The sequence below is a fragment of the Rhodopseudomonas faecalis genome (assembly GCF_003217325.1).
Classification (GTDB): domain Bacteria; phylum Pseudomonadota; class Alphaproteobacteria; order Rhizobiales; family Xanthobacteraceae; genus Rhodopseudomonas; species Rhodopseudomonas faecalis.
Window position 1 is genome coordinate 1 of record NZ_QJTI01000025.1, and the last position, 24548, is coordinate 24548.

Sequence of the window (24548 nt, forward strand, 5' to 3'; positions counted from 1 at the left end):
ATCCTGGCTGCCATGATCGCCTATCTGCTGCTGCGGATCGCCGCGCGCGAAAGCCGCCTCGTCATGCCCGCGATACGCTTCGCCGGTCTGGTCGCTGCATCCCTGTTCACGCGAAAACAGCTCGCCGAGATCGACCGGCCTCCCAAAGTCAACCCTTCCGCCGCCCGCCCGCGTGTCTCGCCCGACCAGATGAGCTTCTGCTATGTATGACATTCCCCGGACAGCCGTGCCCGCGCGCGGGGAGAGGGAGCAAGCAGCGGCTAATCGAGCGGGCTACTGTCACCTGACGGCCTGCACGATCCCTGCTGCAACTTAGCACCGAGCTCGCGGTCACCTCTCCCCGCGTGCGGGGAGAGGTCGGATCAGCGCGCAGCGATGATCCGGGTGAGGGGGCTTTTCGACGCTGCCGAGCCGTTGCAATCGCGGGGACGTAGCGACGTAGCCGAACAGCTGCGATCTGAGCGAACGCCCCCTCGCCCCCCTCTCCCCGCACGCGGGGAGAGGGAGCAGGCCGCGTGTGTGTCAGGCCTGCTGCTCACTGCGACGATGCCGCGCGACTACGCGCGCTGCTCGCGCCAGCGCGCCAAGGTCTCGATCGTCACCATGCGGTCATCGTCACCGATGCCGGCGAAGTGCCGGTAGGGCGCGCCCGGCTCGCCGAGATCGCTGAGCACCGCCAGCGCGCCGTCAAAATCCTCAGTGTCGGTGTAGTAGCTCGGCGTCACCACGGTCGGGATGCCGGCGCCACGCGCCGCCGACAGACCGTTGTAGGAATCCTCGAAAGCGATGCAGTCGCGGCCCTCGCATCCCAACCGATCGAGAACGTAGCTGTACACGTCCGGTGCCGGTTTCTTGGCCGAAACCATATCGCCGGCACCGATCACCGCAAACACCTCGATCACCTCACCGCCGAGCGTCGCCTGCAACAAGGTCTCGACATTGGGCAGGCTGGTGGTGGTGGCGATCGCCACCGGGATTTTGAGCCGCTCGGCCTCGCCGAGCAGCCGCGCGATCCCCGGTCGCAGACAGAGCGAGCCTTCCGCGACCATCTCCGCATAGCGCGAGGTTTTGGCAGCATGAAGCGCGGCGATATCGACGCGCCCGGCATCCTGCGGCACATAATTGGTGACGTAGTGAGCAAGCCGCTCCTTGCCACCCGCCACCGCAAGCAGCTTGCGGTACAGCGGACGGTCCCAGTGCCAGTGCAGCCCGAAGGCGGAAAAGGTCTGGTTGAAGGCGAGGCGGTGCAGTTCCTCCGTTTCAGCGAAGGTGCCATCGATATCGAAGATCAGCGCGGCCGGCATGCTATCCTCCTGTCAGGCGGCTTGATCGATCAAAGCGGGGCTCATCGACACCCAGGTCGCAGAGCGGGCGGGACGGCGCGTCAGCGCGCCGTGGTCGTCGATGGCAAACAGCGCGATCCATCCGCCCTCGACCAGCTCGCGCACCCCGGCATGAGCGGCGATCACGCCTTCGATCGCGGCGGTCGGCGCCTCGATCACCACCGGCAGCCGCAGCGGCTGATGCACCAGCCGCTCGCCGTCATGCAGCGACTGCCAAGGCAGGCCGGGCCGCAGATCGCCACCATTGCCTTCGAGCACGCCGATCGTGCCGACCACATTGTGCAGCACCTTGTTGCCGGAGCCGAACACGGCATTGTCGACCGTCGAGCCGTAATATTGCAGGCTGATCCAGCTCGCGACGATCATCGGCGCGGTCATGATGGTGTGCAGCGTCGCAAAGTCCTGGTCCTGCCGCCAATCGTAGCTGTGCAGGAACGACTTGCCGGCGAGATCAAGACCCGCGGTGCGCTCGCGCGGCGCGGCAATGAAGGCGGCGCAGCCCGCGAGCCCCCATTCCGGCCGCACCTGGCTCCAGTCGCGGCTGCGCTCGACGATCTTGGCATCGACCCGCACCCGCGCGCACGGCTCGAACTGCAGCATCCGTTCAGCCCGGGCGACCCGGCCGGCCAGCGCCAGCGCGTGCTGGAACGCCGCCAGCTCGGCGCTGTGGTTGTCCGGCACCAGATCGGTCTCGAACACATGCACCTCATCGGTGGTGGTGTCGTGCAGCGCCGCCAGGAACACGGTGTCCTCGGGGATGACGATGCCGCGCGTGCGCAGCTGCGCCCGCACCTGCGGATCGGCCAAAATCTCGACCGCGACCCGCGCATTGGCCTCGCCGCTATGGCCGCCGCAGGCGCCGCAATCGAGGCCCGAGGCGTGCGGATTGTTGACCGTGGTGGCGCCGTGCCCGACCAGCACCACCAGCCGCGCAAAGCTGGTGGTCAGCGACATGCCGCGCAAAATGGTCTCCGCCATCGCGACCCGGTCACCGAGCGCAAAGCCGGAATGCCGGCCATTGGCTTGCGACGGATCGATGCCGGGCTTGAGCCGCCGCCGCACCGACCGGCTTAGTCCGACCAGCGCCGGCTGCGGCGCGGCGCGCGACAGACCAAAACTATTGCCGAGCAGTTTGGCGGCGTACATCAGGCCGAGCGTTTCGACATAGGCAAAGGACGACACCGCCGCGAGCCGGAATGAATGCCAGGCCTTGGCGGCCCAGCGCCGCACCAGCCGCCGCGCCGCGATCCGTGCCGGCTCGAGCGGCGCAGCATCGCGCACGGTCTCATGCACCACATGGCTCGGTTTCAGCAGCACCGGGCATTGCGCGCCGCCATGGCGATGGCCGATCGGCACATATTCGATCGGCACGCCGAAGAAGCCGCCAAAGCCGATGGTTTCGACCTGCGGCGTCACCGATTCCAGCGCGCGCCGAAACCGCTCCGAGCGCACGTCGATGCAGAATGCCGCCAGCACCTTGGGCGCGCGCAGCCGCGGCGGCGGTGCCGGCCGCTGGATCTGCGTTGCCAATTGCCGCTGCCAGGCGGCATCGAACGCGGTTTGCAACACCACATCGATCAGCAGCGAGCGCCGCTGCGCCTCGCCAAGCGGCGCCGTCAGCGCCTCGCGCCAGGACGGCAGCTGATCGGCGAGCTGGGGCAGCACCTGCGCCAGCACCGCATCCCAGGCCAGCCGCAGCGCGAGTAATTCCACCAGCGCGGTATCGTTCCGGCCATAGAGCTGTTGCTGCCATTGCCGGTAGCGGGCATGGCCGGCAAAGCCGCCGATCGACATCAGCAGCCGGTGATAATAGCCATCCAGCGCCGCGGCCGGCACGCCGAGCTGCTTGCTGGCACTCAGCAGCAGCAGCTCGGCGGTTTCCGGCAGCGCGGCGACGGCGCTGCGGAAGCCGCGCAGCCCGGCGACCTCCGGGGCGCGATCGATCAGCGCGATCTCGCGCCATTGCGCGTACAGGCCGATTTGATACGAGACCATGTTCCAGGTCGCCTGCCCCTGGTCAAAATAATCGGCGGCAAACAGCGCGATCCGTTCCGTCACCAAGGCCGGCCAATCGACGCCGCTGTGCTGCGCGGCGAGATCGGCGATGGTCGGCGTCACCGCGATCGGTTGCTGCTGCTCCTGCTGCGCGGCCCGCAGCAATTGCTGCGGATCGACGAAATTCCCGCGCGCCTGCGGCGTCGCCGCCAGCGCCTCGGCAACATCCGACAGCCGCAGCTCGCCCTTGGCGAGCGCGTCGAGATAGAAGCTGCGCGGCATGGTCATGCGCGCACCAGCGGCCCGCGCCATCAGCTCAGCACTTTCGAAGAAGCCGTGCTTGGTGAGGCCGACGAACGGGTTGACCGCGACGAAGGTTTTCAGCGGCCAGATCGGAGCAATCCGCGAGGCGGCCGATTGCGCCGCGCGCATCACGCCCTCGCCATTGATCACAGAAGACGGTGCGGTCGAGCAGAGTGACGGCTTCATGGCTGGTTCCTCACAGTTTTGGTCGAAGGAAGGGCGAGCGCACCGATCAGGCGATCGCAGGCGGCATTGACGTAGAGCCCATTGGCGAGGTGGACGCGCGCCGCACGCCAGCGGCGGCTCTCCAGCCGCGAGGGCGCGACCAGCTGCATCACCCAGACCGCGCCGAACAGCGCGAGTGCGATCAGCATCACCGCCAGCGAGATCGGATCGACCGGCGGCGGCGAAGGCAGCACCACGCCGAGCCATTCGGTGGCGCCGACATGCAGGGCGACGAAAGCGGTGGTGGTGACCGCCGCAACCAGCATCATGCTCAGCGCTGATCCCAGCGACAGTCCGCCGATGCCGGCCTGCGCCAGATACATCGCCAGCGCCATCGCGAAGATCGAGCCCAGCACCAGCGCCTGCACCGAGGGCTGATTGAAGACGCCGAACATCCAGGAGGCGGCGAGATAGAGCGTCAGCGCCACCACCAGCGCCATCACCGCGCGGGCAGCGCCGGGCCGCGCCGCGCTCGGCACCCAGGACGCGCGCGCATTCTCGACCACGCTGCCGGCCGACAGGAAGGCGTGCGCCTTGTAGAGCGAGTGTGCCACGATATGGAGCATGGTGAGCGCGAACAGGCCGAGCCCGCTTTCCAGCAGCATGAAGCCCATCTGCGCCAGCGTCGACCAGGCGAGCGCGCCCTTGACGTTGGTCTGGGTCATCATCACCACGCTGGCGAACAGCGCGGTGAAGCCGCCGACGATCGCCAGCACCAGCATCGAAGGCGGCGCCAGCAGCATCACATCAGCGAACCGCACCACCAGGAAGCCGCCGGCATTGATGATGCCGGCATGGAGCAGCGCCGACACCGGCGTCGGGGTTTCCATCACCTCGACCAGCCAGCCATGGGTTGGAAACTGCGCGGATTTCAGCAGCGCCGCGAGCGCAATCAGCAGCGCGGCGATGCCGACGCTGCCCGGGATGGCGCCGCCGGCCGCCGCGGTCTGCGCCCTCGCCAGCAGCGTGGCGATATCGGTGGTGGCGAAGGTCGAGGCCAGCAGGATCGCCGCGATGACGATGCTGACATCGCCGATCCGGGCGAAGATGAACTTCTTGCGCGCCGCGATCTGTGCCTTGCGCCGCTCCGGATAGAACACCAGCAGCCCATGCAGCGCGAAGCTGGTCGCGATCCAGAACAGCACGAACTGCGCGAGATTGCCGGCGATCACCATCAGGATCACGGTGGCGAGCGTCAGACACAGCCGGCCGATGAACACGCCCTGGCGTGGATCGCCGTCAAGATAGTTGCGGCTGAACTGCACGATGATCGCGCCGATGAACGCCACCAGCGTCAGCATGGTGACGCTGACGGCATCGAGCCGCACCGACAGGCCAATCCCGGCGAAGCCGAGCAGCGGCGACGTCACCGCGCCGTGCAGCGCCACGTCGATGGTGGCGGCCACGGCCGCGGCCAGCAGCACAAGGGACGTGAGACGCGCGGCGAGCAGAACGCGCCGTGGTTTTGATCCGGGTTCGAATATCGCTATCAGCGCGACGCTCGCGAGCGCGAGCGGCGCGGCCAACAAGACCGTCGCGGCGGTGGAAGACATGCAATCCTCACAAGGCAATGGTGATAGCGCCGGGATAGCAGGCCGCTGCTAATTGAAAAAATACAAATATTTCTCGGTTCCGTTGCATAAAACAGAACGATACCGCTCGCCCTCACCCTGACCTCACCCCGAAACTGCGGGGTGTGGCGCGCGCGTGCGCGCGATGGCGCAGCGCCGGGCGGCCGGCAATGCGCGCGCTCCGCCGCAAGCTGATCGTGACATCATCACAGACCTCGCGGCGCGGCGGCCGCTAGCTTAAGCTCGTTGCGCTCCGCCACCGATCAGGGGAAACCACCTCATGCAGAGTAAGAACATTCTGGCCCTTGCGGCCGCAGCCGCTGTGGCGCTGGTGCTGATCTCAGAGCGGCAGCGGCAGACGGCGAATGAGGATGTCGCCGCGTTGCAGACCAAGGCGGCGGCGCTGGTCAAGGATTATGGCGGCGGGCTGCTCGGCGTGCTGAAGGGCGCGATGGAAAGTTCCGGCCCGGTCGGCGCGGTGACGTTCTGCAACAAGGAAGCGCCCGAACTCGCCACCGAAGCCTCGCAGCGCAGCGGCTGGCATATCGCCCGCACCAGCCTGAAGGTGCGCAATCCGCAGTCGGCGCCGGATGATTACGAACGGCAGGTGATGACCGAGTTCGTCAACAGGATTGCCGCCGGCGAGCCGGCCGCCTCGCTGAAGCGCGCCGAGATCGTCGAGCACAATGGCGAGCGCGTGTTCCGCCACATCCAGGCAATCCCGACCGGCGAATTGTGCCTGAACTGCCATGGCAGCGACATCAAGGCCAATGTCCGTGCCAAAATTCAGGAGCTGTATCCGGCCGATCAGGCCACCGGCTTCAAGCCCGGCGAACTGCGCGGCGTGTTCACGCTCAGCAAGACGCTGTAACGCGATCGCGTTTTTGAGAAAACCGTTCAGGGTCCGCGGCGTTGCCGCGGACCAGCTCATCTACAAGCGGTCAGGCGACCCGCGAGGCCATCCGCAGCGCGGCGGCATCCGCCGACTCGCACTGCGCGGCCAGCATCGCGGCGATTTCGTCGTTGGGCCGGCCCGGGCTGAACAGGAAGCCCTGCGCTTCATGGCAGCCTTCGGAGCGCAGCCAGTTCAGCTCGGCTTCGGTCTCGACGCCTTCGGCGGTGATCGTCACCCCAAGGCCGCGGCCGAGGCTGATGATCGAGCGCACGATCGCCTGCAATTCATGATTGGCGCACAGACCGCGCACGAACGACTGATCGATCTTGATCTTGTCGAACGGGAAGCTGCGCAGATAGCTCAAGCTGGAATAGCCGGTGCCGAAATCGTCCATCGAGATGCGCACGCCGAGCGCGCGCAGCGCATGCAGCGTCGCGATTACCTGACTGCTCTTTTCGAGCAGCAGCGTTTCGGTGATTTCCAGTTCCAGCCGCTTGGGCGGCAGGCCGGAATGTTTCAGCGCGTCCATCACCGTGGTCAAGAGATTGCCGACCCGGAATTGCAACGGCGACAGATTGACCGCGACCCGCACCGGATCGGGCCAGGCCGCAGCATCGAGGCAGGCGCGGCGCAGCACCTGCAAGCCGAGCGGATTGATCAGCCCGGTCTCTTCCGCCACCGGAATGAAATCGGCCGGCGACACCATGCCGCGCTCCGGATGCGGCCAGCGCACCAGCGCCTCGCAGCCGGAAATCGTGCCGGTGCTGAGCCCGATCAGCGGCTGATAATGCGGCCGCAGCACTTCATGCTGCAACGCCTGCCGCAGCTCGAACTCGATCTTGCGGCGGGTCTGGGCGCGCGCATCCATGCCGGTCTCGAAGAATGAATAGCCGCCGCGCGCTTCCACCTTGGCTTTGGTGAGCGCCATATCGGCGCTCATGAACAGCTTATCGGACTCGTCGCCGTCGCCCGGCGCCACCGCAATGCCGATGCTGGCGCTGACCACCACCGAATGGCCATCGACCAGAAACGGCTCGCCGATCGCATGCAGCAGCCGCTTGGCCAGCAGCACGATATCTTCGGTGCGCTCGACGCCGCTTTGCAGCACCGCGAACTCATCGGAGTTCAGCCGGCCGATCACGTCGTCGTCGCGCAGCGTCGAACGCAGCCGGCGGGAAATGCTGCGCAGCAGCTTGTCGCCGATCGCGTGGCCGAGGCTGTCATTGACCGCCTTGAAATTGTCGATGCCGAGGAAATGCACCGCGACCTTGCCGTCGCTGCGCCGAGTATGCGTCAGCATGTCATCGAGCCGCTTGCGCAGCGAATTGCGGTTCGGCAGCCCGGTGAGGCCGTCGTGCTGCGCCATGAAGGCGAGCCGCATCTCGGCGCGCTTGCGCTCGGTGATATCCATCAGCGCCAGCAGCACCGCAGGCTCGCCGTCATAGGTCAGCTGGCGCGAATAGACCGCAAGATCGATCAGCGTACCGTCGGCGCGGACGTGTTTCCAGGTGCGCGCGGCGCGCTCATCGGCGCGCGGATCGCCGTCCCAGGGCCGATCGGCCTCGAAGGCTTGCAGGTCGCGGAGGGTCAGCGAGCGGAACTCGGCCGGCGAATAGCCGTAATGCTCGACCGCGGCATCATTGACGCCGATGATGCGTTCGCCGTCGATCGCGCAGACGATCATCGGCACGGGGTTGCTGTCGAACAACAGCCGGAACGAGGATTCGCGCCGCTTCAGCTCGGTGATGTCGATGCGCAGGCCGATGATGCCGCCATCGGCGGTCTTGCGTTCTTCGATCTGAATGCAGCGGCCGTCGGAGATCAGTTGCTCGTGGCACTCGCCGGGCTGATGGAGCTTGGCCATGCGCTCGGCGATCCACTCCTCCTCGCGGCCGACCGCTTCCGGATAGTCGCCGCGCGCAACACCGGCCCGCAGCGTATCGGCCATGCGCACGCCCGGTTTGAACAGGTCGGCGCTGCGGCTGTAGATTTCTGCGTATTTCTTGTTCCAGAGGATGTAGCGGCCTTCGGCGTCCAGAAACACGATGCCCTGCGGCAGCAGATCGATCGCCTCGCGCAGCCGCTCGTGCGATTTGCGGGCCTCGGCCATCGCCGCTTCTGCCGCGGCGCGCTTGCGCACCACCTCGGTGATGTCAGCGGCGATCCGCCGGTCCTTCCCCTTCCACTTGGCTTGCGGCGCAGGCTTGCGAATCGGCTTGAAGGTGCGGCCGGGGTGGCTCGGTAGTTGTCGTTTCTTATTCGGCCGATCAGGCGGCATTGCAGGCCTCGCTCTCAGTGGCCGCCTAGTAGAGTCACGAAGTCTCTGAAGAATCGGTATCGCGCCAACGCCAACGGCGCCGCTGCCCGGGAAGATCGATTTACCACTGCTCACTGATTGAGCAGCAACGATCACAACCCGTGGCTGTTTTTCCTAATGAAACCCACGGTTGCAGCAATCGTGAGCTGCATTGGATCATCGCGTCGCACACGAAATAGTCATTGCGCGAACCGTGCTTCCCCGCTGTTTTCTGCGCGCATGGTTAGCCAATGCTTGCCGGAAACGGCGGGCGGCAGCGGTGAAGTCACCCGCGCCGATGTGCTATGGGCAGACATGTTCCAGCTTGCGATTCGCTGCTGCACGGTGCCGCTCGTCATGCTGCTGACGATGGCGATCGCGGCCGCGCAGGACAAAGGCAGCGTCACGCCCAAGCCGCTGCCGGCACTCGCCAATCCCACCGATCCGGCGCTGGCCGCCAAAGAGCTGTTTGCGCGCAAGCTGAGCGCGGCGGCGTTGCCGCCGCAGCCGATCGGCTTCTATGCCAAAGGGTGCCTCGCGGGCGGCGAAGCGCTGCCGATCAATGGCGAGCACTGGCAGGTGATGCGGCTGTCGCGCAACCGCAATTGGGGCCATCCCGATCTGATCGCGATGCTGAAACGGCTGGCAAACGTCGCGCATCGCGACGCCGGCTGGCCGGGGCTGCTGATCGGCGATCTGTCGCAGCCGCGCGGCGGGCCGATGCTGACCGGCCATGCCAGCCATCAGGTCGGCCTCGATGCCGATATCTGGCTGACGCCGGCGCCGAACTACCTGCTGTCGCGCAACGAGCGCGAGGAGATGTCGGCGGTGATGATGGTGCGTTCCGACCGGCTCGATATCGACCCGGCGAGCTGGACGCCGAGCCATCTGCCGGTGATCCGCGCTGCCGCAAGGCAGCCGGAGGTCGACCGCATCTTCGTCAATGCCGCGATCAAGAAGGCGCTCTGCCGCGAGGCCAAGGGCGACCGCAGCTGGCTCGGCAAGGTGCGGCCGATGTATGGCCACGATTATCACTTCCATATCCGCATCAAGTGCCCGGCTTCGGCCACCGATTGCGAAGCGCAGGTGCCGCCGCCGCCCGGCGAAGGCTGCGCGGCCGAGGATTTCGCCTATTGGTTCAGCGACTCGGTGCTGCATCCCAAACCGCCGAAAACCCCGCCGCCACCCCGGCCGCCGATGACGCTCAGCGATCTGCCGCCGGCTTGCCGCCAGGTGTTGCAGGCGCCGTGAGTGCGCCGATCAGGGCTCGGTGAGCAGCGACCAGGCGCGCGCCGCGGTGCGCTTGACTCGCCCGAACGGCGACAATGGCGGCGGCGGCGCCTCTTCATCCTCCGGCAGCCGCAAGCCCACCACATTGACGCGGCCGCCGCCGATGCTGCGCGCCACCAGCACGATCGAATCGAGCGGCAGCGTCGCGCCCTGCTTGGGCGCATGATCGAGATGGATGTCGAAATAATCGGCCGCGGTGAGATGGGCGTCGCTGGGATCGACGCTGAGGCCATAGGCGACCGCGATGTCGCCGAGCGTGACATCGCCGGCCACCATGAAATCGCCGAGCAGATGCGGGTCGGGCATGGCGCTCGGCACCATGTCGGTGAAAAACCGATCGAGCGCCTGGGCCTTTTCCGGCGGCGCCAGCAGATAGAGATAATCGCCGGCCACGATCGGCGCGGCTTCGTCCGGCATGAGAATGCGCTCGTCGCGGATCACCAGCGTCGGCTTCGACCAGGACGGGATCAGGCCGCGCTTCAGATACAGGCTTTTCGGCCGCACCGCGTAGCCGACCAGCTGCTGTTCGAGCTGTCCTGGTAGATCGAGCTCGACCCGGCGCGGTCCGCGATCGGCGCGCGGCAACGCGACGTGCAGCTTGCGCGCCGCAAAGCCGAGCGTCCAGCCTTGCAACAGCAGCGAGATCAGCACCACCACGAACGCGACGTCGAAATACAGATAAGCGTGCGACAGCCCGACCAGCATCGGGATCGAGGCCAGGAAGATGCCGACCGCGCCGCGCAGCCCGACCCAGGCGATGAACAGCCGTTCGCGCCAGCTGAACCGGAACGGCGCCAGGCAGATGAACACCGCCAGCGGCCGCGCCACCAGCATCAAGGCCATCGCGACTGCTACGGCCGGCAACGCGCTGCTCAGCAGCCGCTGCGGCGAGGCCAGCAGCCCGAGCAGCACGAACATCACGATCTGCGCCAGCCAGGTGGCGGCGTCGAGAAAGGTCACCACCGAATTATGGGCGCGGGTCGGCCGGTTGCCGATCACGATGCCGGCGAGATAGACCGCCAAAAAGCCGGAGGCGTGCGCGATCTGGGTGGCGCCGAAAATCACCAGCGCCGCGGTGGTCACGAACGGCGCGTGCAGGCCCTGCGGCAGCGCCACCCGGTTGAGCGCCATCACCACCAAAAGCCCGCCGACGATGCCGAACACCGCGCCGAACAGCGCGTCCCAGGCCAGATGCATGAGCACCCGCGACAGCGAACCGTCGCCGACTGAGATCAGCTCGACCAGCATCAAAGTCAGGAACACCGCGAACGGATCGTTGGTGCCGGATTCGACCTCGAGCGTGGCACCGACCCTTGGCCGCAGCCGCAAGCCCTGGGCATGGATCAGCAGAAACACCGCCGCGGCGTCGGTCGAGGCCACCACCGCGCCGATCAGCAGCGATTCGGTCCAGTTCAAATCCAGCGCATAGCGCGCCACCGGCGCGGTGATCAGCGCGGTCAGCAGCACGCCGACCGTCGCCAGGATCGAGGCCGGGCCCCACACGGTCTGAATGGTCTGGAACCGGGTTTTCAGGCCGCCGTCGAACAGAATCAGCGCCAGCGCCACCGAGCCGACCAGATAGGTGGTCTGCAGATCGTCAAAGCGCAGCCCGCCGGGGCCGGCGTCGCCGGCAAACATACCGATGCCGAGGAACACCAGCAGCAACGGCGCGCCAAAGCGCAGCGCCAGCAGGCTGGACAGGATTCCCGCCATCACCAGCGCCGCACCGAGCAGAATGGCTATGCTGACTGCGTCGAGTGAGGCCATGGTCCTTCGCTAGCGCGGGAATCGCTTAATGTTCAATATCGGTAGCTTGGGGTGGCGCCAATCCGCTGTCACCCGGCAAATGCCGGTCTTTCTCTCAATCTGGCCTAAAATGCCCGCATTCGGTATGCACCACAGCCGACCGCCCTGCCCCGCATGCATGATGGATGACCGATGGACCTGGATCTGAACCTGACCGCGATTTACGAGGCCCTGCTCGCCGGAGCGCGCTCCGTCGGCGCGGAAGTGACCTCGCCGTGGTTCTACTTCCAGCTCGGCCTGATCATGATCGGCACGGGCATCAGCTATGCAGTCGGCGCCGTGGTGCGCTCGCGCGTCGATCTCGGCCACATGACCATGGGCTGGCCGGCGCCGCTGCGGCTGTTCGGCCGGGTGCTGGTCGGCAGCGCCTCGACCGCGGTGTTCGCGATCGTGATGATCGCGGCGCGCGCCGGCATGATCGCCTGGACCTGGCCCAGCCGCAGTTATCTGCTCGCCGTCGCTGCCAAGCTGGCGCTGGCTTGGCTGGTGATCCGGCTCGCCACCAGCATGATCCGCAACGGCTTCCTGGTGCGGCTGGTGTCGCTGTCGGCCTGGCTGGTCGCCGCGCTCAGCATTCTCGGCCAGCTCGAAGCCACCGTGGATGCGCTCGATTCAGTGGCGATCATGATCAGCGGGCTGCGGCTGACGCCGCTGCTCGTGATCAAGCTGACGGTGCTGCTCGGCGTCGCGCTGTGGCTGACCAATGTCGCCAGCCGGTTCCTGGAAGGCCGGATCGCGCAGTCGCGCGACCTGACGCCGTCGATTCAAGTGCTGCTGATCAAGCTCGTGCGGGTCGGCCTGATGGTGGTCGCGGTCGCGGTGGTGCTGAGTTCGGTCGGCATCAACCTGTCGGCGCTGGCAATCTTCTCCGGCGCGATCGGCGTCGGTATCGGTCTTGGCTTGCAGAAGATCGTCGCCAATTTCATCAGCGGCGTGATCCTGCTGGCCGACAAATCGGTGAAACCGGGTGATCTGGTCACGATCGGCGACAGTTCCGGCCGGATCAGCGCGATGAACACCCGCTACATCTCGGTGGCGGCGGGCGATGGCCGCGAGTTCCTGATCCCGAACGAGGATCTGGTGACCCAGAAGGTGGTGAACTGGACCTACACCGACAAAAATACCCTGGTGAAGGTCAATTTCGGCACCAATTACGAGGCCGACCCGCGGCTGGTGTGCCAATTGGCGGTCGGGATCGCCGCGAAATCGCCGCGCGCCACCAAGGGCAAGACCCCGACCTGCCTTTTGACCGAATTCGCCGAAGCCGGGATGAAATTCACCCTGACTTTCTGGATTTCGGAGCCGGATGGCATGGACGGCGTGCGCAGCGACGTGATGTTGGCGCTGTGGGACGCCTTCAAGCGCGAAGGCATCAAGGTGCCGACCCCGATCCGCGAAATCCGGGTACGCGACGGCGCGCTGGCGGTGGAGGCCACGATCGACGGTCCGCATGGCGGCCCGGTTCCTAGCGCTGGGCTGGCATGACCCCGGCCCCTTTGGCTTGCGCGAACCGGCACGATCACTAGATTGACCGTCACATTCCCATCTCAAGGCGTTCCAATCCATGAGCTATGTCGAGGCTTCAGAAACCGCATTGCGTAAAACCGGACAAATCAAGCTGCATGGTCCGAGCGGCTTTGCCGGAATGCGCAAGGCTGGCGCCCTGGTGGCGCAATGCCTGGACGCGCTGGTGGATGTGATCAAGCCGGGCGTGACCACCGCCCATATCGACGATCTGGTGCGCGATTTCGCGTTCAGCCACGGCGCATTCCCGGCGACGCTGATGTATCGCGGCTATCGCTATTGCTGCTGCACCTCGATCAACCACGTGGTCTGCCACGGCATGCCCAATGACCGGCCGCTCAAGGAAGGCGACATCGTCAATGTCGACGTCACCTTGATCGTCGACGGCTGGTATGGCGATTCCAGCCGGATGTATCCGGTCGGCGCGATCGCCCGCAAAGCCGAGCGGCTGATCGACGTCACCTATGAGTCGCTGCTGCGCGGTATTGCCGCCGTGAAACCCGGCGCCACCACCGGCGATATCGGCCACGCCATTCAGAGCTTTGTCGAACCGCAGCAGATGAGCGTGGTGCGCGATTTCTGCGGCCATGGCCTCGGCCGGCTGTTCCATGACGAGCCGAACATCATTCACATCGGCAATCCGGGCCAGGGCGTCACGCTCAAGCCGGGCATGTTCTTCACCATCGAGCCGATGATCAATCTCGGCAAACCCTATGTGAAGGTGCTGTCCGACGGCTGGACCGCGGTGACCCGCGACCGCTCGCTGTCGGCGCAGTTCGAGCATTCGATCGGCGTCACCGAAACCGGCTGCGAAATCTTCACGCTGTCGCCGAAGGGCCTCGACAAGCCGCCGCTGCAGGGCTGAGCGGGCCGCTCGCCCACCTGCGCCTCACCACATCCGGGGCGCGCACCCTTGCCACGTCATTCCGGGGCGCGCACCCTCGCCACGTCATTCCGGGGCACGCGCAGCGCGAACCTGGAATCCAGACCTTGTGACAAAGACCGCCGCAAAGCCGGGAGATTCCAGGTTCGCGCGCTATGCGCGCGCCCCGGAATGACAGGCTTGGGCCAGCGCGCCTTGCCGCCCGCCGCGCCGCGGGCCGCGCCGCGGGCCGGCCTTTTCGCCTTCGCGCCGTCAGCCTTGCCGCTTTCAGCCCTGCCGCTTTAAGCCCTGCCGCTTGCCCCCGTGCCACTGTCAGCCTTGCCGCGGGCAGCTTTGGCGGCGCCGGCGCCATTGACAACGCGCTCGCCTCTCGACAATCTACACCCAACGTCAGGTTTACATGAGGTCAGTCTTGTCGTCGCTAATGCAGATCGGGGAGTTGTCGGAACGGGCCGGGGTCACCCACCGCACCATCCACTATTATGAGCGGCTCGGCCTGGTGCGACCGGCCGAGCGCGAGGGCTCGGGCTATCGCTATTACGACGAGAGCGCGCTGAAGCGGCTTGAGAAGATCGCCGCGCTGAAACGGCTCGGTCTCAGCCTCGACGATATCGCCGCGGTGATCGACCTGTATTTCGCCGACGCCACCGGCATCAAAGGCAAGGAAAAGGTGCTGGAGATCCTGCAGGCGCAGCTCAGCCGCACCGAGACCCAGCTTCAGGAACTGACGGCGTTCAAGCACGACCTCACCGCCAATATCGCCCGTATGCACGCGCTGATCGCCGACGCGAAGCGCAAATAACGTCCTCAACCGGAACCAACAGCCATGCCACGCCCTAAATCTACAGTTAACGTCAGCTTTCAATCAAACAACCTGACCGGCCGGCACGGCGCGCTGCTGGCGCTGCTGATGGTCTGCGGCCTCACCGTGGTCGGGCAGCTCTATCTGACCATCCCGCTGGTCGCCGCGATCGGCGCGCAATTCGGCGTCGAGCCGGGTGAGGCGGCGTTGAGCGGCACCGCGTTCGGCATCGCCTATGCCGCTGGCTTCCTGATCTTTGGCGGGCTGTCCGATCGTTTCGGCCGCAAGCGCGTCATTGTGCTGGGACTGGCCGCGACCGCGCTGGCCACGCTGCTGGTCGGGCTGATGCCGAGCTTCGGCTGGCTGTTGGCGGCGCGCGCGCTGCAGGGACTATGCGCGTCGATCTTTCCGCCCGCGGCGCTGTCGCTGGTGACCGAGGAATTGCCGCCGCCGCATCGCCCGCTCGGCGTGTCGCTGATGAGCTTTGCGTTTCTGGTGGCGGCGCCGGCGGCGCAATTACTGGCGGCGTCGAGCGGCCTGTCGCTGGCCGCGCTGATGCTGGCGCTGGCGCCCGGCTATCTGCTCGGCGCGCTCGGGCTATGGTTTGCCGCTGCGGCGCCCGGCCCCACCAACCTTCCCGGCGCGGCACCGGCTGCGGCTCCTGCGACGAGCCTGCTGCGCGATGGCGGCATTATTGCCGCCTGGGCCGCGGCGCTGACCGTGCTGTTCGGCTTTGTCTGCTTCTTCAGCGGAGTGCAAGCGACCGCGCCGCAGCTCGGCGTCGATCCGCAGGCCGTGCGCCTGTTCGGGCTGCCGGCGCTGGCGTTCGCCTTTGCGGCCGCGCCGCTGGCGCGCAGCTATGGCCCGGCGATCACCGCCAGTTTTGGCCTGGTGGTGGCGGCGCTGGCGCTTGGCCTCGCCGCCTTGGCACTGCCGACCCTGCTGTTGGTCGCAAGCGCGCTGCTCTCGGCCGGCGTGGCACTGGCGGTGCCGGGGCTGATCGCAACGGTCGCCAACCGCGCCAGTGCTTGCAATCGCGCCCGGGCGCTCGCGATCTACACCTTTGCGCTGTTCCTGGGCGCCAGCCTCGCGCCGCCACTGGCGCAGCGGCTGGCCACGCTCGCCGCCGCGGCGCTGTGGCTCGTGCCCGCAGCTCTGCTGCTCGTGGCCGCTCTCGGCCTGATCATCACCACTCGCCGCACCGCACAGCCAAGCTGAAAGGACCTGCCGATGCCCCGCCCCGCTCTCTCCCGCGTTCTCGCCGCACTTGGCGCGATCGCCAGCGCCACCAATGTCGCCTCCGCCGACGCAGTTAAGGGAACCAGCATGACCGCAACCACTATCACCGCCCGCCCCGCCGCCGCGATTATCGACAGCTATCTGCCGGCTGGCTACCGCGAGGCCGCCCGCCGCGCCGTCACCGTCGATGGCGAAGCCGCCGAACTGGTGCGCTATCAGCGCACGGACGGCCGCAACGCCGCGCTCGGCGGCGAGCATTTCAGCACCGTGATCGCCGCCAATGGCCGGCTCAAAGGCTTCGCCCGCATCGACCTCGATCTGGTCGGCGGCGCGCTGCCGAGCCGCGACCAGGCGCAGGCGATCGCGATGGAGTTTTTGGCGCAGGCCGCGCCCGATCTGCTGCGCTCGCTGAAGATCAGCTGGATCGAGCCGCATGACGAACCGCTGCGCGTCACCCGCGACGGCCGCAGCGAAGAACTGACGCTGACCGGCATGAAGGTGAAGATGCGCAACACCGCCGATGGCCGCTGGATGTGGGTGATCGTCGGCGCCGATCGCAAGGTGATGGTGTTCGAGCGCGATATCGTCTGGATCACCATGCCCGGCAAGCGCGGCACCGAAAAATGGCTGCACGATTCCTGGCTGGCCGAACGCAGCTAATATCCTGCCTGATCGGCAGGCCGTCGATCAGCCCGCTTTACGAGCCTTGCCGCCCGCCGCGCCGCGGGCGGTCTTTTTCGGCTTGGGGCCGGCCGTTTTCGGCTCGTCGGCCTTGCTACTATCCGCCTTGTTACTATCCGCCTTGTTACTATCCGCCTTGGCGCTGCTGCCCTTGGAACCCGAACCGCTGATCGGCAGCAGCATTTCCTTTTGCCCGGCCGCGGTCTTGCGCTTCCTGCCCTTGGCCGGCTTGGCGGAAGCCTTGTCGGCAGCGGCGGGTTTGGCAACCTGAGCATCGCTGCCGAGGCTGCGGCGCAGCGCCTCCATCAGATCGATGACATTGTCGCCCTTCGGCCGCGCCTTGGCGGCGATCGGCTGACCGTTGCGCTTCTTGTTGATCAGCTCGGTCAGCGCCGCCTCATAGTGATCCTCAAAACTGTCCGGCTCGAACGGCCCGGATTTCTGCTCGACGATGTGGCGGGCGAGGTCGAGCATATCCTTGGTGACTTTGACCTCCTGAATGCCGTCGAAATAATCGGCGGCACTGCGCACCTCATAGGGATAGCGCAGCAGCATGCCCATCAGCCCATTGTCGCGCGGCTGCAGCGCGATCACGTGTTCGCGGTTGGTCAGCACCACCCGCGCCAGCGCCACCCGATCCAGCTCGCGAATGGTCTCGCGGATCACCGCATAGGCGTCATGGCCGACCTTGCCGTCCGGCACGATGTAATAGGGCCGCATGTAATACAGGTCGTCGATCTCATCTTTCGGCACAAAGCGGTCGATCTCGATGGTGCGGGTCGATTCCAGCGCGATCGCCTCGAGTTCGTCCTTGCTGATCTCGACAAAACTGTCGGTATCGACCTGATAACCTTTGGCGATGTCTTCCGGCGCCACTTCCTCGCCGGTCTCGGCATCGACCTTGAGGTATTTGATGCGGTGGCCGGTGGCACGGTTGATCTGATTAAAACTGATTTTCTCGGCCTCGGAGGTTGCCGGATACAGCGCCACCGGGCAGGTCACCAGCGACAGCCGCAAAAACCCCTTCCAATTGGCGCGCGGGGCCATGGCCCGTTACTCCCTACTCGCACACGCAAGGCGCCGGATGGTGCCGGCCACGGCCCTGCCCTTCGGGAACCGGCGGCGATTCAAGCAACGGCTCTCGGATTCGTTCCGCAGGTTGCTATATTGAGGGGCAGAGGGCGTGAGACAGGAGTCTCAACATGGCCGATCGACCGCGCGACTTGGCTGATCGTTTGGCAGATCGTCTGGCTGATCGCTTGGCAGACCGGGCGGCGCCGCGCCGGCCGCCAGCCGACGGCTTTGTGCGCCAGACCTGGACGCTGCCGCGTGACCAGGCCCGCGATCAGGCGCGCGCCTTCCTCACCGCCTATCCGAAAGCCGCCTATATGAGCGCCGTCGAAAGCTGGCGCGAACTGCCCGGCGACCGCATCGAATTCACCGTGCGCCGGCTGCCGAGCGCAGATTAGCGTGCCCGCAATTCCCGGTTGCAAATACCGACAGCCACGGCATGCTCTAGGCAAGATCCGGGGATGGGTGCCCGATGGCAACCGAAAGCGACGAGGGCGGCCGGCCGGGCTTTGCCGACGCGCCGCACTATCATGGCCATCGCGAGCGGCTGCGCGAGCGTTTCCGCTCGGCCGGCGCCGACGCGCTGTCCGACTATGAATTATTGGAGCTGGTGCTGTTTCGCGCGCTGCCGCGACGCGACGTCAAACCGCTGGCCAAGGAGCTGATCACCAAATTCGGCTCCTTCGCCGAGACCGTGCACGCCTCGGAAGCGCGGCTGCGCGAGGTGCGCGGCCTTGGCGATGCCGCGATCATCGAGATCAGGCTGATCGCCGCGACCTCGGCCCGGGTCGCCAAGGGCAAGCTGAAAAGCCGCGCGGTGCTGTCGTCCTGGACCGCGGTGCTGGATTATTGCCGCACTGCGATGGCGTTCGCCGACAAGGAGCAGTTCCGGATTCTGTTTCTCGACAAGCGCAACCAGCTGATCGCCGACGAATTGCAGCAGATCGGCACGGTCGATCACACCCCGGTCTATCCGCGCGAGATCGTCAAGCGCGCGCTCGAGCTGTCAGCCTCGGCGATCATCCTGGTGCACAATCACCCGTCGGGTGATCCGACGCCGTCGGCCGCCGACATCCAGCTCACGCAATCGATCGTGGCGATCGCCGGCCCGCTCGGCATCGCGGTGCATGACCACATCATCGTCGGCAAGAATGGCCATGCCAGCCTGAAAGGGCTGCGGCTGATTTGATCGTAACTCAATCGAGACTCGTCATGCCCGCGCTTGTCGCGGGTATCCACGTCTTAACAGCGGAGCACGTTCAAAGACGTGGATGGCCGGGACGAGCCCGGCCATGACGCGTGGAGAGGATCACTTCCCATCCGTTACTATCAATCCGCAGCGGCCTCGATTACTGCCGCATCATCAGCAACGGGTCGGCGCTGTCGGGCGTCTTGCGCCACTGCGCGTTGTCGTCGGCCTCAAAGCGCCAGACCTCGCCGCGATCGGACATCAGCACCAACACGCCGCGTTCCAGCCGCCACATGGTCGGCGCAAAGCTGGTGACCATCGGGTCGCAACGCGGTTTCAGGAACGCCGCGAAATTGTCGGGCGTCGCCGCTTCGGTGTTGGTCAGCGTCAGCCCGCAAATCGCGCGGCCGCTGCCGCGCACCATCGACCAGTCGCCGATCATCTGATCCATCGACTTGGCGAGCGAGCGCGCCGCCGCGAGGTTCTGCAGAATGTAGATGCCTTCGCCGCTGCGCATACCCTCAAAAATGCCGCTCTCGACTTCGGTGAGATCGATCACCGACTGGCCGGCGGCATCTTGCAGCCGCACGATGTCGAGCCCTTTCACCGACCAGGACGCGATGTCCTTGGTGAATGGCAGCGCCGCGGTGCAGCCTGGTTCGAACTCCAGCTTCAACCCTTGCGGCGTGGTGTCCGGCTTCAGCGTCACCACACAGGTCTTGCTGCGCTCGGTGGTGGACAGCTCCCACTGCCCGACCATCGCCTTGGTGAGCTTGGAGCCATCATCAGCCCGGGCCGCGCCGGGCATCAATATCGCCGCCAGCAGCGCGACTAGCACTCCTGCGGCTTGAGTTCTCCGGCACGCGCGCTTGGACATTCGATCGCCCCCGATCAACGGCTCCACACCGGCGTTTCCACCACCGGCGTCAAAGGCGGCTTGCCGGCGAACCACGCCTTGAGATTATCGACCACCAGCTGGTCCATGGCATTGCGCGTCACCACCGAGGCTGAGCCGATATGCGGCAGCAGCACGACATTGGACATCGCGCGCAATTCCTCGGGCACGTTCGGCTCATCGGCGAACACATCAAGCCCGGCGGCCAGGATCGTTCCCGAGCGCAGCGCCTGGATCAGCGCCGGCTCATCGACCACCGAGCCGCGCGCGACATTGATCAGCACGCCGCGCGGGCCGAGCGCCTGCAGCACCTCGGCGTTGATCAGCTTGGCGGTGCTGGCACCGCCCGGCGTGATCACCATCAGCGTATCGACGTCGCGCGCCATCGCCACCAGATCGGCATAGTACGGATAGAGCATGCCGGCGACGCGGTTGCGGCAGTGATAGACCACCGGCACCCGCGAGGCATCGAGCCGACGCGCGATCGCCTGGCCGATCCGGCCCATGCCGACCATGCCGACCTTGCGGTCGCGCAGCGAGCCGACGCTGAGCGGATAATTCTGAGTCTGCCACAGCCCGCAGCGCACATAGCGGTCGGCCTGGATGAATTCGCGCAGCGTGGCGATCAACAGCCCGAGCGCGGTATCGGCGACCTCTTCGGTCAGCACGTCCGGGGTGTTGGTGACCACGATGCGATGTTCGCGCGCATAGCCAAGGTCGATATGGTCGTAGCCGACCCCGAAGGTGGCGATGATTTCCAGCCGCGGAAAGCGCGCCAGCTGCGCCGCGCGCAGTGGTACCAGGCTGGTGACGCCGATGCCGCGCACACGCTCGGCGACCTCGGCCGGCAACTGCGCCAGCGACGTGTCATCGACCGCGCTGTGCAGCCGGAAACTGTCTGAAAATCCATTCTCAATCAGCCGCTTGCGCGGGCCGAACAGCAGCAGATCGGTTTTCTGCGATGGTCCAATTGCCATCAATTGTCTTTCCCCAACGCGCTCTCATGCCAGCGTCGCAGCGCCAAATGCGACGCCCAGGCGAGACCCGCATAAATGACAATGCCCGCGGCCGAGAGCAACAGCAAGGCGGCGAACATCCGCGGAATGTTGAGCCGGTAGCTCGACTCGGCGATGCGGTAGGCAAGTCCGGAGCCGGCGCCGGCCGAGCCGGCCGCGATCTCGGCCACCACCGCGCCGATCAGCGACAGCCCGCCGGCGATGCGCAGCCCGCCCAGCATCTGCGGCAGCGCGGCCGGCAATTTCAGATAGAGCAGCGTCTGCAATCGCGAGGCGCCATAGAGCCGAAACAGCCCAACCAGATTGCGATCGACCGAGGCCAGCCCGAGCGTGGTATTGGCCAGCACCGGAAAGAACGCCACGATGAACGCGCACACCACCACCGCGGTCGGCTGCGGCAGATAGATCAGCAACAGCGGCGCGATCGCGATCACCGGCGTCACCTGCAAGATGATGGCGTAAGGCAATAGCGCGAATTCCAGCCAGCGCGACTGATTGAACAGGATCGCCAGCGCCGTGCCGCCGAGCGCCGCGGCGACAAAGCCCTGCAATGTGGTGAGCAGCGTCACCGCCAGCGATTGCGACAGCACCGGCCAATCATTGACCAGCGTCGTCAGCACCAGGCCGGGCCCGGGCAGCACATAGGGCGGAATGGCGTTGATGGTCACGACCGCATGCCAAGCGGCGATCGCGCCGGCGAACACCACCACCGGCAGCGCGATCCGCAGCAGCCGCACCCCGGTCATCGGCCCTCCGTGGGATCGGCGGTGCGGGCCAGCGCCTCAGCGACCACGCGGCAATGGGCGGCATAATCCGCCGTCATCCGGAACGCTTCGCCGCGCGGCTCGGCGGCGTTGATGCCAAATTCGTCGGCGATCTTGCCGGGACGCGGTGTCATCACCAAAACGCGCTGCGCGAGATAGACCGACTCATAGACCGAGTGGGTCACGAAGATCACGGTCTTGCCGAGCTCGCGCCACAGCATGAGCAGGTCGTTGTTGAGCCGAAACCGCGTGATCTCATCAAGCGCGGCGAATGGCTCATCGAGCAGCAGAATGTCGGGATCGGTGACCAGCGCTCGCGCCAGCGCGGCGCGCATCTTCATGCCACCGGACAATTCGCGCGGCATGGCCCCCGCAAAATCGCGCAGCCCGACCTGGGCCAGCACGGCCATCACCCGCGGCTCGATCTCCGCGCGCGGCACATGGCTAAGCTTCAGCGGCAGGCCGACATTGCCGCGCACGCTCGCCCACGGCATCAAGGTCGGCTCCTGAAACACCACGCCGATCGCATGGCCGCTGCCGGAACGCGCACGGCGGGACGCGATCCGCACCGTGCCGCTGCTCGGCTCGGCAAGGCCCGCGACCAGGCGCAGCGCGGTCGATTTGCCGCAGCCCGACGGCCCGACCAGCGCGACGAACTCGCCGCGCTTAACGGTGAGATCGAACGGCCCGAGCGCCAGCACGCCATTGCGATAGCGCTTGGTAACGGCCTGGAGCCGCACCACAGCCTCGGCCGCCGCATCGTCAGTCACGTTCGAGGCTGCGGACCCGGCCATCGCGTGCCGCCTACTGCCGGGGACGCAGGTCGATGCCGACGGCCTTGTTGGTGAATTGCAGCGTGTAGGATTTGCGGAAATCGAGGTCGCGGCGAATCGCGCCGGCGCGCGACATCTTGTCGAAGAACTCGGCAATCCGGGTGTCCGACATCGCGCCGATGCCGTTGCGCAGCGTATCGCCGGAATCGACGATGCCGTGCTGCTTCATCTTGTCGATCGAATAGGCGAGCTGCTCATCGGTCATTTCCGGATTGAGCTGCTTGATCATGTCATTGCCGGCTTTGTTGTCGCCGTACAGATACGTGTACCAGCCGATCACCGAGGCATCGACAAAGCGCTGCACCAGATCGGGCTTGGTTTCGGTCAGCTCGCGGCGGGTTTCGATCAGGGTGGAGTAGCCGCTCAAGCCATAATCGGCGAGCAGCAGCACGGTCGGCTTGAAGCCGGCCTGCTTCTCGATCGCGAACGGCTCGGACGTGACGTAGCCCTGCATCGCGCTGTTGCGATCATAGAGGAACGGCTGCGGATTGAAGGTGTAGGGTTTCACGCGCTCAGCGCTAAAGCCATGCTCCGACTTCAGCCACTGAAAGTAGCTGGCGATACCTTCCTTGGAGATGAACAGCGTCATCGGCTTGAGGTCAGCGAGCTTGGTGACATTGCTGTCCGGATGCGCGAGCAGCACCTGCGGGTCTTTCTGGAACATCGCCGCCACCGTCACCACCGGCACGTTGTTGGCAACCGCGTCGAACGATTGCAGCGTGTTGGCGCACATGAAGAAATCGAGCTTGCCGGCGATCAGCAGCGTGCGGTTGTTGACGCTCGGCCCACCGGGCACGATGGTGACATCCAGGCCATAGCGCTTGTAGGTGCCGTCAGCGAGCGCCTGGAAGAAACCGCCATGCTCGGCCTCGGCCACCCAATTGGTGCCGAACGACACCTTGTCGAGCTTGTCGTCGGCCGCGCCCGGCAGCACCGACGCCAGCAGCAGCCAACCCGCGGTGAGCGTGCGCCACAGGACTGCCGAACTCATATTGCCACTCCATTGATGATGGGCGCCCACAATCGGCCCAAGATGGGCTTGCTGGCGCTTCGCGGGCATTGTAGCGGACTGGCTGCCGTGCCCGCAAACGTCAGCAGAGATCAGGCCGACCGATGACCGCAACTCCCCCTCGCGACTGGACCGCGCTGCGCTGGCCGGACCTCGCCGCCGCCGACACCGCCAATTGGATCGCGGTGCTGCCGCTCGCCGCCACCGAGCAGCATGGCCCGCATCTGCCGCTCGGCACCGATATCCTGATCGCGGAAGCCTATCTGGCGCGGGTAAAGCAGCTCTTGGCGCCGAGCGTGCCGGCGAGTTTCCTGCCGCTGCAAAACATCGGCCTGTCCAGCGAGCACGGCGACTTTCCCGGCACGCTGACGCTGCCGCCCGATGTCGTGATCAATAGCTGGCTGGCGATTGGCGACAGCGTCGCCGCCGCGGGCCTGCGCAAGATGGTGCTGGTCACCAGCCATGGCGGCAACAGCGCGGCGATGACGCTGGCGGCGCAGGAGCTGCGCGCCCGGCACGGCATGCTGGCGGTCACCACCTCATGGGCACGGTTCGGCGTGCCGGACGGTTTGTTCAGCGCCGACGAACTGCGCCACGGCATTCATGGCGGCGCGATCGAGACCTCGATCATGCTGGCCCATGCGCCGCAGCTCGTTGACCTGGAGCGCATCGATAATTTCCAATCGGCCGGGCAGACGATGGCGCAGGACTATCGCTGGCTATCGACGCAGCGGCCGGCGCCGATGGCCTGGCAGACTCAGGATCTACATGAGAGCGGCGCGGTCGGCGATGCCAGAGAGGCCAGCGCCGACAAGGGCCGGCAGTTGATCGATCATGGCGCGCGGGCGTTTTGCGAACTGCTTGAAGATGTGGCGCGCTTCGATCTTGCAGCGCTCGATCGCGCGCCGCAGGTCTGAG

The 24548-nt window shown here is 66.2% G+C and carries 21 protein-coding genes and 1 pseudogene; 11 read left to right on the forward strand and 11 right to left on the reverse strand.

Translation table 11 applies throughout. The annotated features are described in order from the left end of the window. Positions 1 to 210: pseudogene (locus tag BJ122_RS16190) on the forward strand (IS4 family transposase); the annotation flags it as partial. Between the two features lie 347 nt (positions 211 to 557). On the opposite strand, the gene BJ122_RS16195 reads toward BJ122_RS16190, so the two are convergent. Genes BJ122_RS16195 through BJ122_RS16205 form a run of 3 tightly spaced genes read right to left on the reverse strand, consistent with a single transcriptional unit; the run spans position 558 to position 5419 of the window. Further along, positions 558 to 1304, reverse strand: a complete 747-nt coding sequence (locus BJ122_RS16195) for an HAD-IA family hydrolase (protein ID WP_110782245.1) — start codon at positions 1302 to 1304, stop codon at positions 558 to 560. Between the two features lie 12 nt (positions 1305 to 1316). Then, on the reverse strand, positions 1317 to 3827 hold the full coding sequence (locus BJ122_RS16200; RefSeq protein WP_110782246.1) for a YbcC family protein: 2511 nt from the start codon (positions 3825 to 3827) through the stop codon (positions 1317 to 1319). Further along, positions 3824 to 5419 (reverse strand): proton-conducting transporter transmembrane domain-containing protein, encoded by a 1596-nt coding sequence (locus BJ122_RS16205; RefSeq protein ID WP_110782247.1) that lies wholly within the window; start codon positions 5417 to 5419, stop codon positions 3824 to 3826. The genes BJ122_RS16200 and BJ122_RS16205 overlap by 4 nt, the downstream gene beginning before the upstream one ends. Positions 5420 to 5717: 298 nt before the next feature. On the opposite strand from BJ122_RS16205, the gene BJ122_RS16210 reads away from it, so the two are divergent. After that, positions 5718 to 6308, forward strand: a complete 591-nt coding sequence (locus BJ122_RS16210) for a Tll0287-like domain-containing protein (protein WP_110782248.1) — start codon at positions 5718 to 5720, stop codon at positions 6306 to 6308. A 70-nt stretch (positions 6309 to 6378) separates the two neighbouring features. Here the strand turns inward: BJ122_RS16210 and BJ122_RS16215 are convergent, their stop codons facing one another. Continuing rightward, the gene (locus BJ122_RS16215) at positions 6379 to 8610 is read right to left on the reverse strand and encodes a putative bifunctional diguanylate cyclase/phosphodiesterase (protein WP_110782249.1); all 2232 of its coding nucleotides are present in this window, start codon (positions 8608 to 8610) and stop codon (positions 6379 to 6381) included. A 375-nt stretch (positions 8611 to 8985) separates the two neighbouring features. Here BJ122_RS16215 and mepA point away from each other — a divergent pair, with 375 nt between their 5' ends. Continuing rightward, entirely contained in the window at positions 8986 to 9879 is an 894-nt protein-coding gene (gene mepA, locus BJ122_RS16220) for a penicillin-insensitive murein endopeptidase (protein ID WP_181418973.1), read from the forward strand. A gap of 9 nt (positions 9880 to 9888) precedes the next feature. Here mepA and BJ122_RS16225 read toward each other — a convergent pair whose 3' ends face one another. Next, entirely contained in the window at positions 9889 to 11685 is a 1797-nt protein-coding gene (locus BJ122_RS16225) for a potassium/proton antiporter (protein ID WP_110782250.1), read from the reverse strand. A 171-nt stretch (positions 11686 to 11856) separates the two neighbouring features. Here BJ122_RS16225 and BJ122_RS16230 point away from each other — a divergent pair, with 171 nt between their 5' ends. The 5 genes from BJ122_RS16230 to BJ122_RS16250 all read left to right on the forward strand — a co-directional run bounded on the left by BJ122_RS16230 (position 11857) and on the right by BJ122_RS16250 (position 16832). Beyond that, positions 11857 to 13209 carry a mechanosensitive ion channel family protein gene (locus BJ122_RS16230; RefSeq protein ID WP_110782251.1) on the forward strand — a complete coding sequence of 451 codons (1353 nt, stop codon included), beginning with the start codon at positions 11857 to 11859 and terminating at the stop codon, positions 13207 to 13209. Between the two features lie 79 nt (positions 13210 to 13288). Beyond that, the gene (gene map / locus BJ122_RS16235) at positions 13289 to 14113 is read left to right on the forward strand and encodes a type I methionyl aminopeptidase (protein ID WP_110782252.1); all 825 of its coding nucleotides are present in this window, start codon (positions 13289 to 13291) and stop codon (positions 14111 to 14113) included. 430 nt (positions 14114 to 14543) lie between these two features. Further along, a complete protein-coding gene (locus BJ122_RS16240) occupies positions 14544 to 14933 on the forward strand; it encodes a MerR family transcriptional regulator (protein WP_027278655.1) in 390 nt (129 codons plus the stop codon). Positions 14934 to 14957: 24 nt separating this feature from the next. Further along, positions 14958 to 16151, forward strand: coding sequence for an MFS transporter (locus BJ122_RS16245; RefSeq protein WP_110782253.1), 1194 nt, complete (start codon positions 14958 to 14960; stop codon positions 16149 to 16151). 12 nt (positions 16152 to 16163) lie between these two features. Beyond that, positions 16164 to 16832, forward strand: coding sequence for a hypothetical protein (locus tag BJ122_RS16250; RefSeq protein WP_110782254.1), 669 nt, complete (start codon positions 16164 to 16166; stop codon positions 16830 to 16832). Positions 16833 to 16859: 27 nt separating this feature from the next. Here the strand turns inward: BJ122_RS16250 and ku are convergent, their stop codons facing one another. Then, on the reverse strand, positions 16860 to 17900 hold the full coding sequence (ku, locus tag BJ122_RS16255) for a non-homologous end joining protein Ku (RefSeq protein WP_110782255.1): 1041 nt from the start codon (positions 17898 to 17900) through the stop codon (positions 16860 to 16862). A 155-nt stretch (positions 17901 to 18055) separates the two neighbouring features. Here ku and BJ122_RS16260 point away from each other — a divergent pair, with 155 nt between their 5' ends. Continuing rightward, positions 18056 to 18322 (forward strand): hypothetical protein, encoded by a 267-nt coding sequence (locus BJ122_RS16260; RefSeq protein ID WP_110782256.1) that lies wholly within the window; start codon positions 18056 to 18058, stop codon positions 18320 to 18322. A 74-nt stretch (positions 18323 to 18396) separates the two neighbouring features. After that, a complete protein-coding gene (radC, locus tag BJ122_RS16265; protein WP_110782257.1) occupies positions 18397 to 19113 on the forward strand; it encodes a RadC family protein in 717 nt (238 codons plus the stop codon). 160 nt (positions 19114 to 19273) lie between these two features. Here radC and BJ122_RS16270 read toward each other — a convergent pair whose 3' ends face one another. The 5 genes from BJ122_RS16270 to BJ122_RS16290 are packed head-to-tail and all read right to left on the reverse strand — an operon-like array spanning position 19274 to position 23612. After that, the gene (locus BJ122_RS16270; protein ID WP_110782258.1) at positions 19274 to 19990 is read right to left on the reverse strand and encodes an AprI/Inh family metalloprotease inhibitor; all 717 of its coding nucleotides are present in this window, start codon (positions 19988 to 19990) and stop codon (positions 19274 to 19276) included. Positions 19991 to 20004: 14 nt separating this feature from the next. Further along, on the reverse strand, positions 20005 to 20985 hold the full coding sequence (locus BJ122_RS16275) for a 2-hydroxyacid dehydrogenase (protein ID WP_110782259.1): 981 nt from the start codon (positions 20983 to 20985) through the stop codon (positions 20005 to 20007). Further along, entirely contained in the window at positions 20985 to 21770 is a 786-nt protein-coding gene (locus tag BJ122_RS16280; protein ID WP_110782260.1) for an ABC transporter permease, read from the reverse strand. Before BJ122_RS16280 ends, BJ122_RS16275 begins: the two co-directional genes overlap by 1 nt. After that, positions 21767 to 22582, reverse strand: coding sequence for an ABC transporter ATP-binding protein (locus BJ122_RS16285; protein ID WP_110782261.1), 816 nt, complete (start codon positions 22580 to 22582; stop codon positions 21767 to 21769). Before BJ122_RS16285 ends, BJ122_RS16280 begins: the two co-directional genes overlap by 4 nt. Positions 22583 to 22592: 10 nt before the next feature. Beyond that, complete coding sequence (locus BJ122_RS16290) at positions 22593 to 23612, reverse strand: ABC transporter substrate-binding protein (RefSeq protein WP_110782262.1); 1020 nt, start codon at positions 23610 to 23612, stop codon at positions 22593 to 22595. A 122-nt stretch (positions 23613 to 23734) separates the two neighbouring features. Between BJ122_RS16290 and BJ122_RS16295 the strand changes: the two genes are divergently transcribed. Beyond that, positions 23735 to 24547 (forward strand): creatininase family protein, encoded by an 813-nt coding sequence (locus tag BJ122_RS16295; RefSeq protein ID WP_110782263.1) that lies wholly within the window; start codon positions 23735 to 23737, stop codon positions 24545 to 24547. The last annotated feature ends 1 nt before the right edge of the window (position 24548 follow it).

Coding starts and splice junctions, on each gene's coding strand:
- BJ122_RS16195 (WP_110782245.1), bottom strand. CDS start 1,304: ATGCCGGCCGCGCTGATCTTCGATATCGATGGCACCTTCGCTGAAACG.
- BJ122_RS16200 (WP_110782246.1), bottom strand. CDS start 3,827: ATGAAGCCGTCACTCTGCTCGACCGCACCGTCTTCTGTGATCAATGGC.
- BJ122_RS16205 (WP_110782247.1), bottom strand. CDS start 5,419: ATGTCTTCCACCGCCGCGACGGTCTTGTTGGCCGCGCCGCTCGCGCTC.
- BJ122_RS16210 (WP_110782248.1), top strand. CDS start 5,718: ATGCAGAGTAAGAACATTCTGGCCCTTGCGGCCGCAGCCGCTGTGGCG.
- BJ122_RS16215 (WP_110782249.1), bottom strand. CDS start 8,610: ATGCCGCCTGATCGGCCGAATAAGAAACGACAACTACCGAGCCACCCC.
- mepA (WP_181418973.1), top strand. CDS start 8,986: ATGCTGCTGACGATGGCGATCGCGGCCGCGCAGGACAAAGGCAGCGTC.
- BJ122_RS16225 (WP_110782250.1), bottom strand. CDS start 11,685: ATGGCCTCACTCGACGCAGTCAGCATAGCCATTCTGCTCGGTGCGGCG.
- BJ122_RS16230 (WP_110782251.1), top strand. CDS start 11,857: ATGGACCTGGATCTGAACCTGACCGCGATTTACGAGGCCCTGCTCGCC.
- map (WP_110782252.1), top strand. CDS start 13,289: ATGAGCTATGTCGAGGCTTCAGAAACCGCATTGCGTAAAACCGGACAA.
- BJ122_RS16245 (WP_110782253.1), top strand. CDS start 14,958: ATGCCACGCCCTAAATCTACAGTTAACGTCAGCTTTCAATCAAACAAC.
- BJ122_RS16250 (WP_110782254.1), top strand. CDS start 16,164: ATGCCCCGCCCCGCTCTCTCCCGCGTTCTCGCCGCACTTGGCGCGATC.
- ku (WP_110782255.1), bottom strand. CDS start 17,900: ATGGCCCCGCGCGCCAATTGGAAGGGGTTTTTGCGGCTGTCGCTGGTG.
- BJ122_RS16260 (WP_110782256.1), top strand. CDS start 18,056: ATGGCCGATCGACCGCGCGACTTGGCTGATCGTTTGGCAGATCGTCTG.
- radC (WP_110782257.1), top strand. CDS start 18,397: ATGGCAACCGAAAGCGACGAGGGCGGCCGGCCGGGCTTTGCCGACGCG.
- BJ122_RS16270 (WP_110782258.1), bottom strand. CDS start 19,990: ATGTCCAAGCGCGCGTGCCGGAGAACTCAAGCCGCAGGAGTGCTAGTC.
- BJ122_RS16275 (WP_110782259.1), bottom strand. CDS start 20,985: ATGGCAATTGGACCATCGCAGAAAACCGATCTGCTGCTGTTCGGCCCG.
- BJ122_RS16280 (WP_110782260.1), bottom strand. CDS start 21,770: ATGACCGGGGTGCGGCTGCTGCGGATCGCGCTGCCGGTGGTGGTGTTC.
- BJ122_RS16285 (WP_110782261.1), bottom strand. CDS start 22,582: ATGGCCGGGTCCGCAGCCTCGAACGTGACTGACGATGCGGCGGCCGAG.
- BJ122_RS16290 (WP_110782262.1), bottom strand. CDS start 23,612: ATGAGTTCGGCAGTCCTGTGGCGCACGCTCACCGCGGGTTGGCTGCTG.
- BJ122_RS16295 (WP_110782263.1), top strand. CDS start 23,735: ATGACCGCAACTCCCCCTCGCGACTGGACCGCGCTGCGCTGGCCGGAC.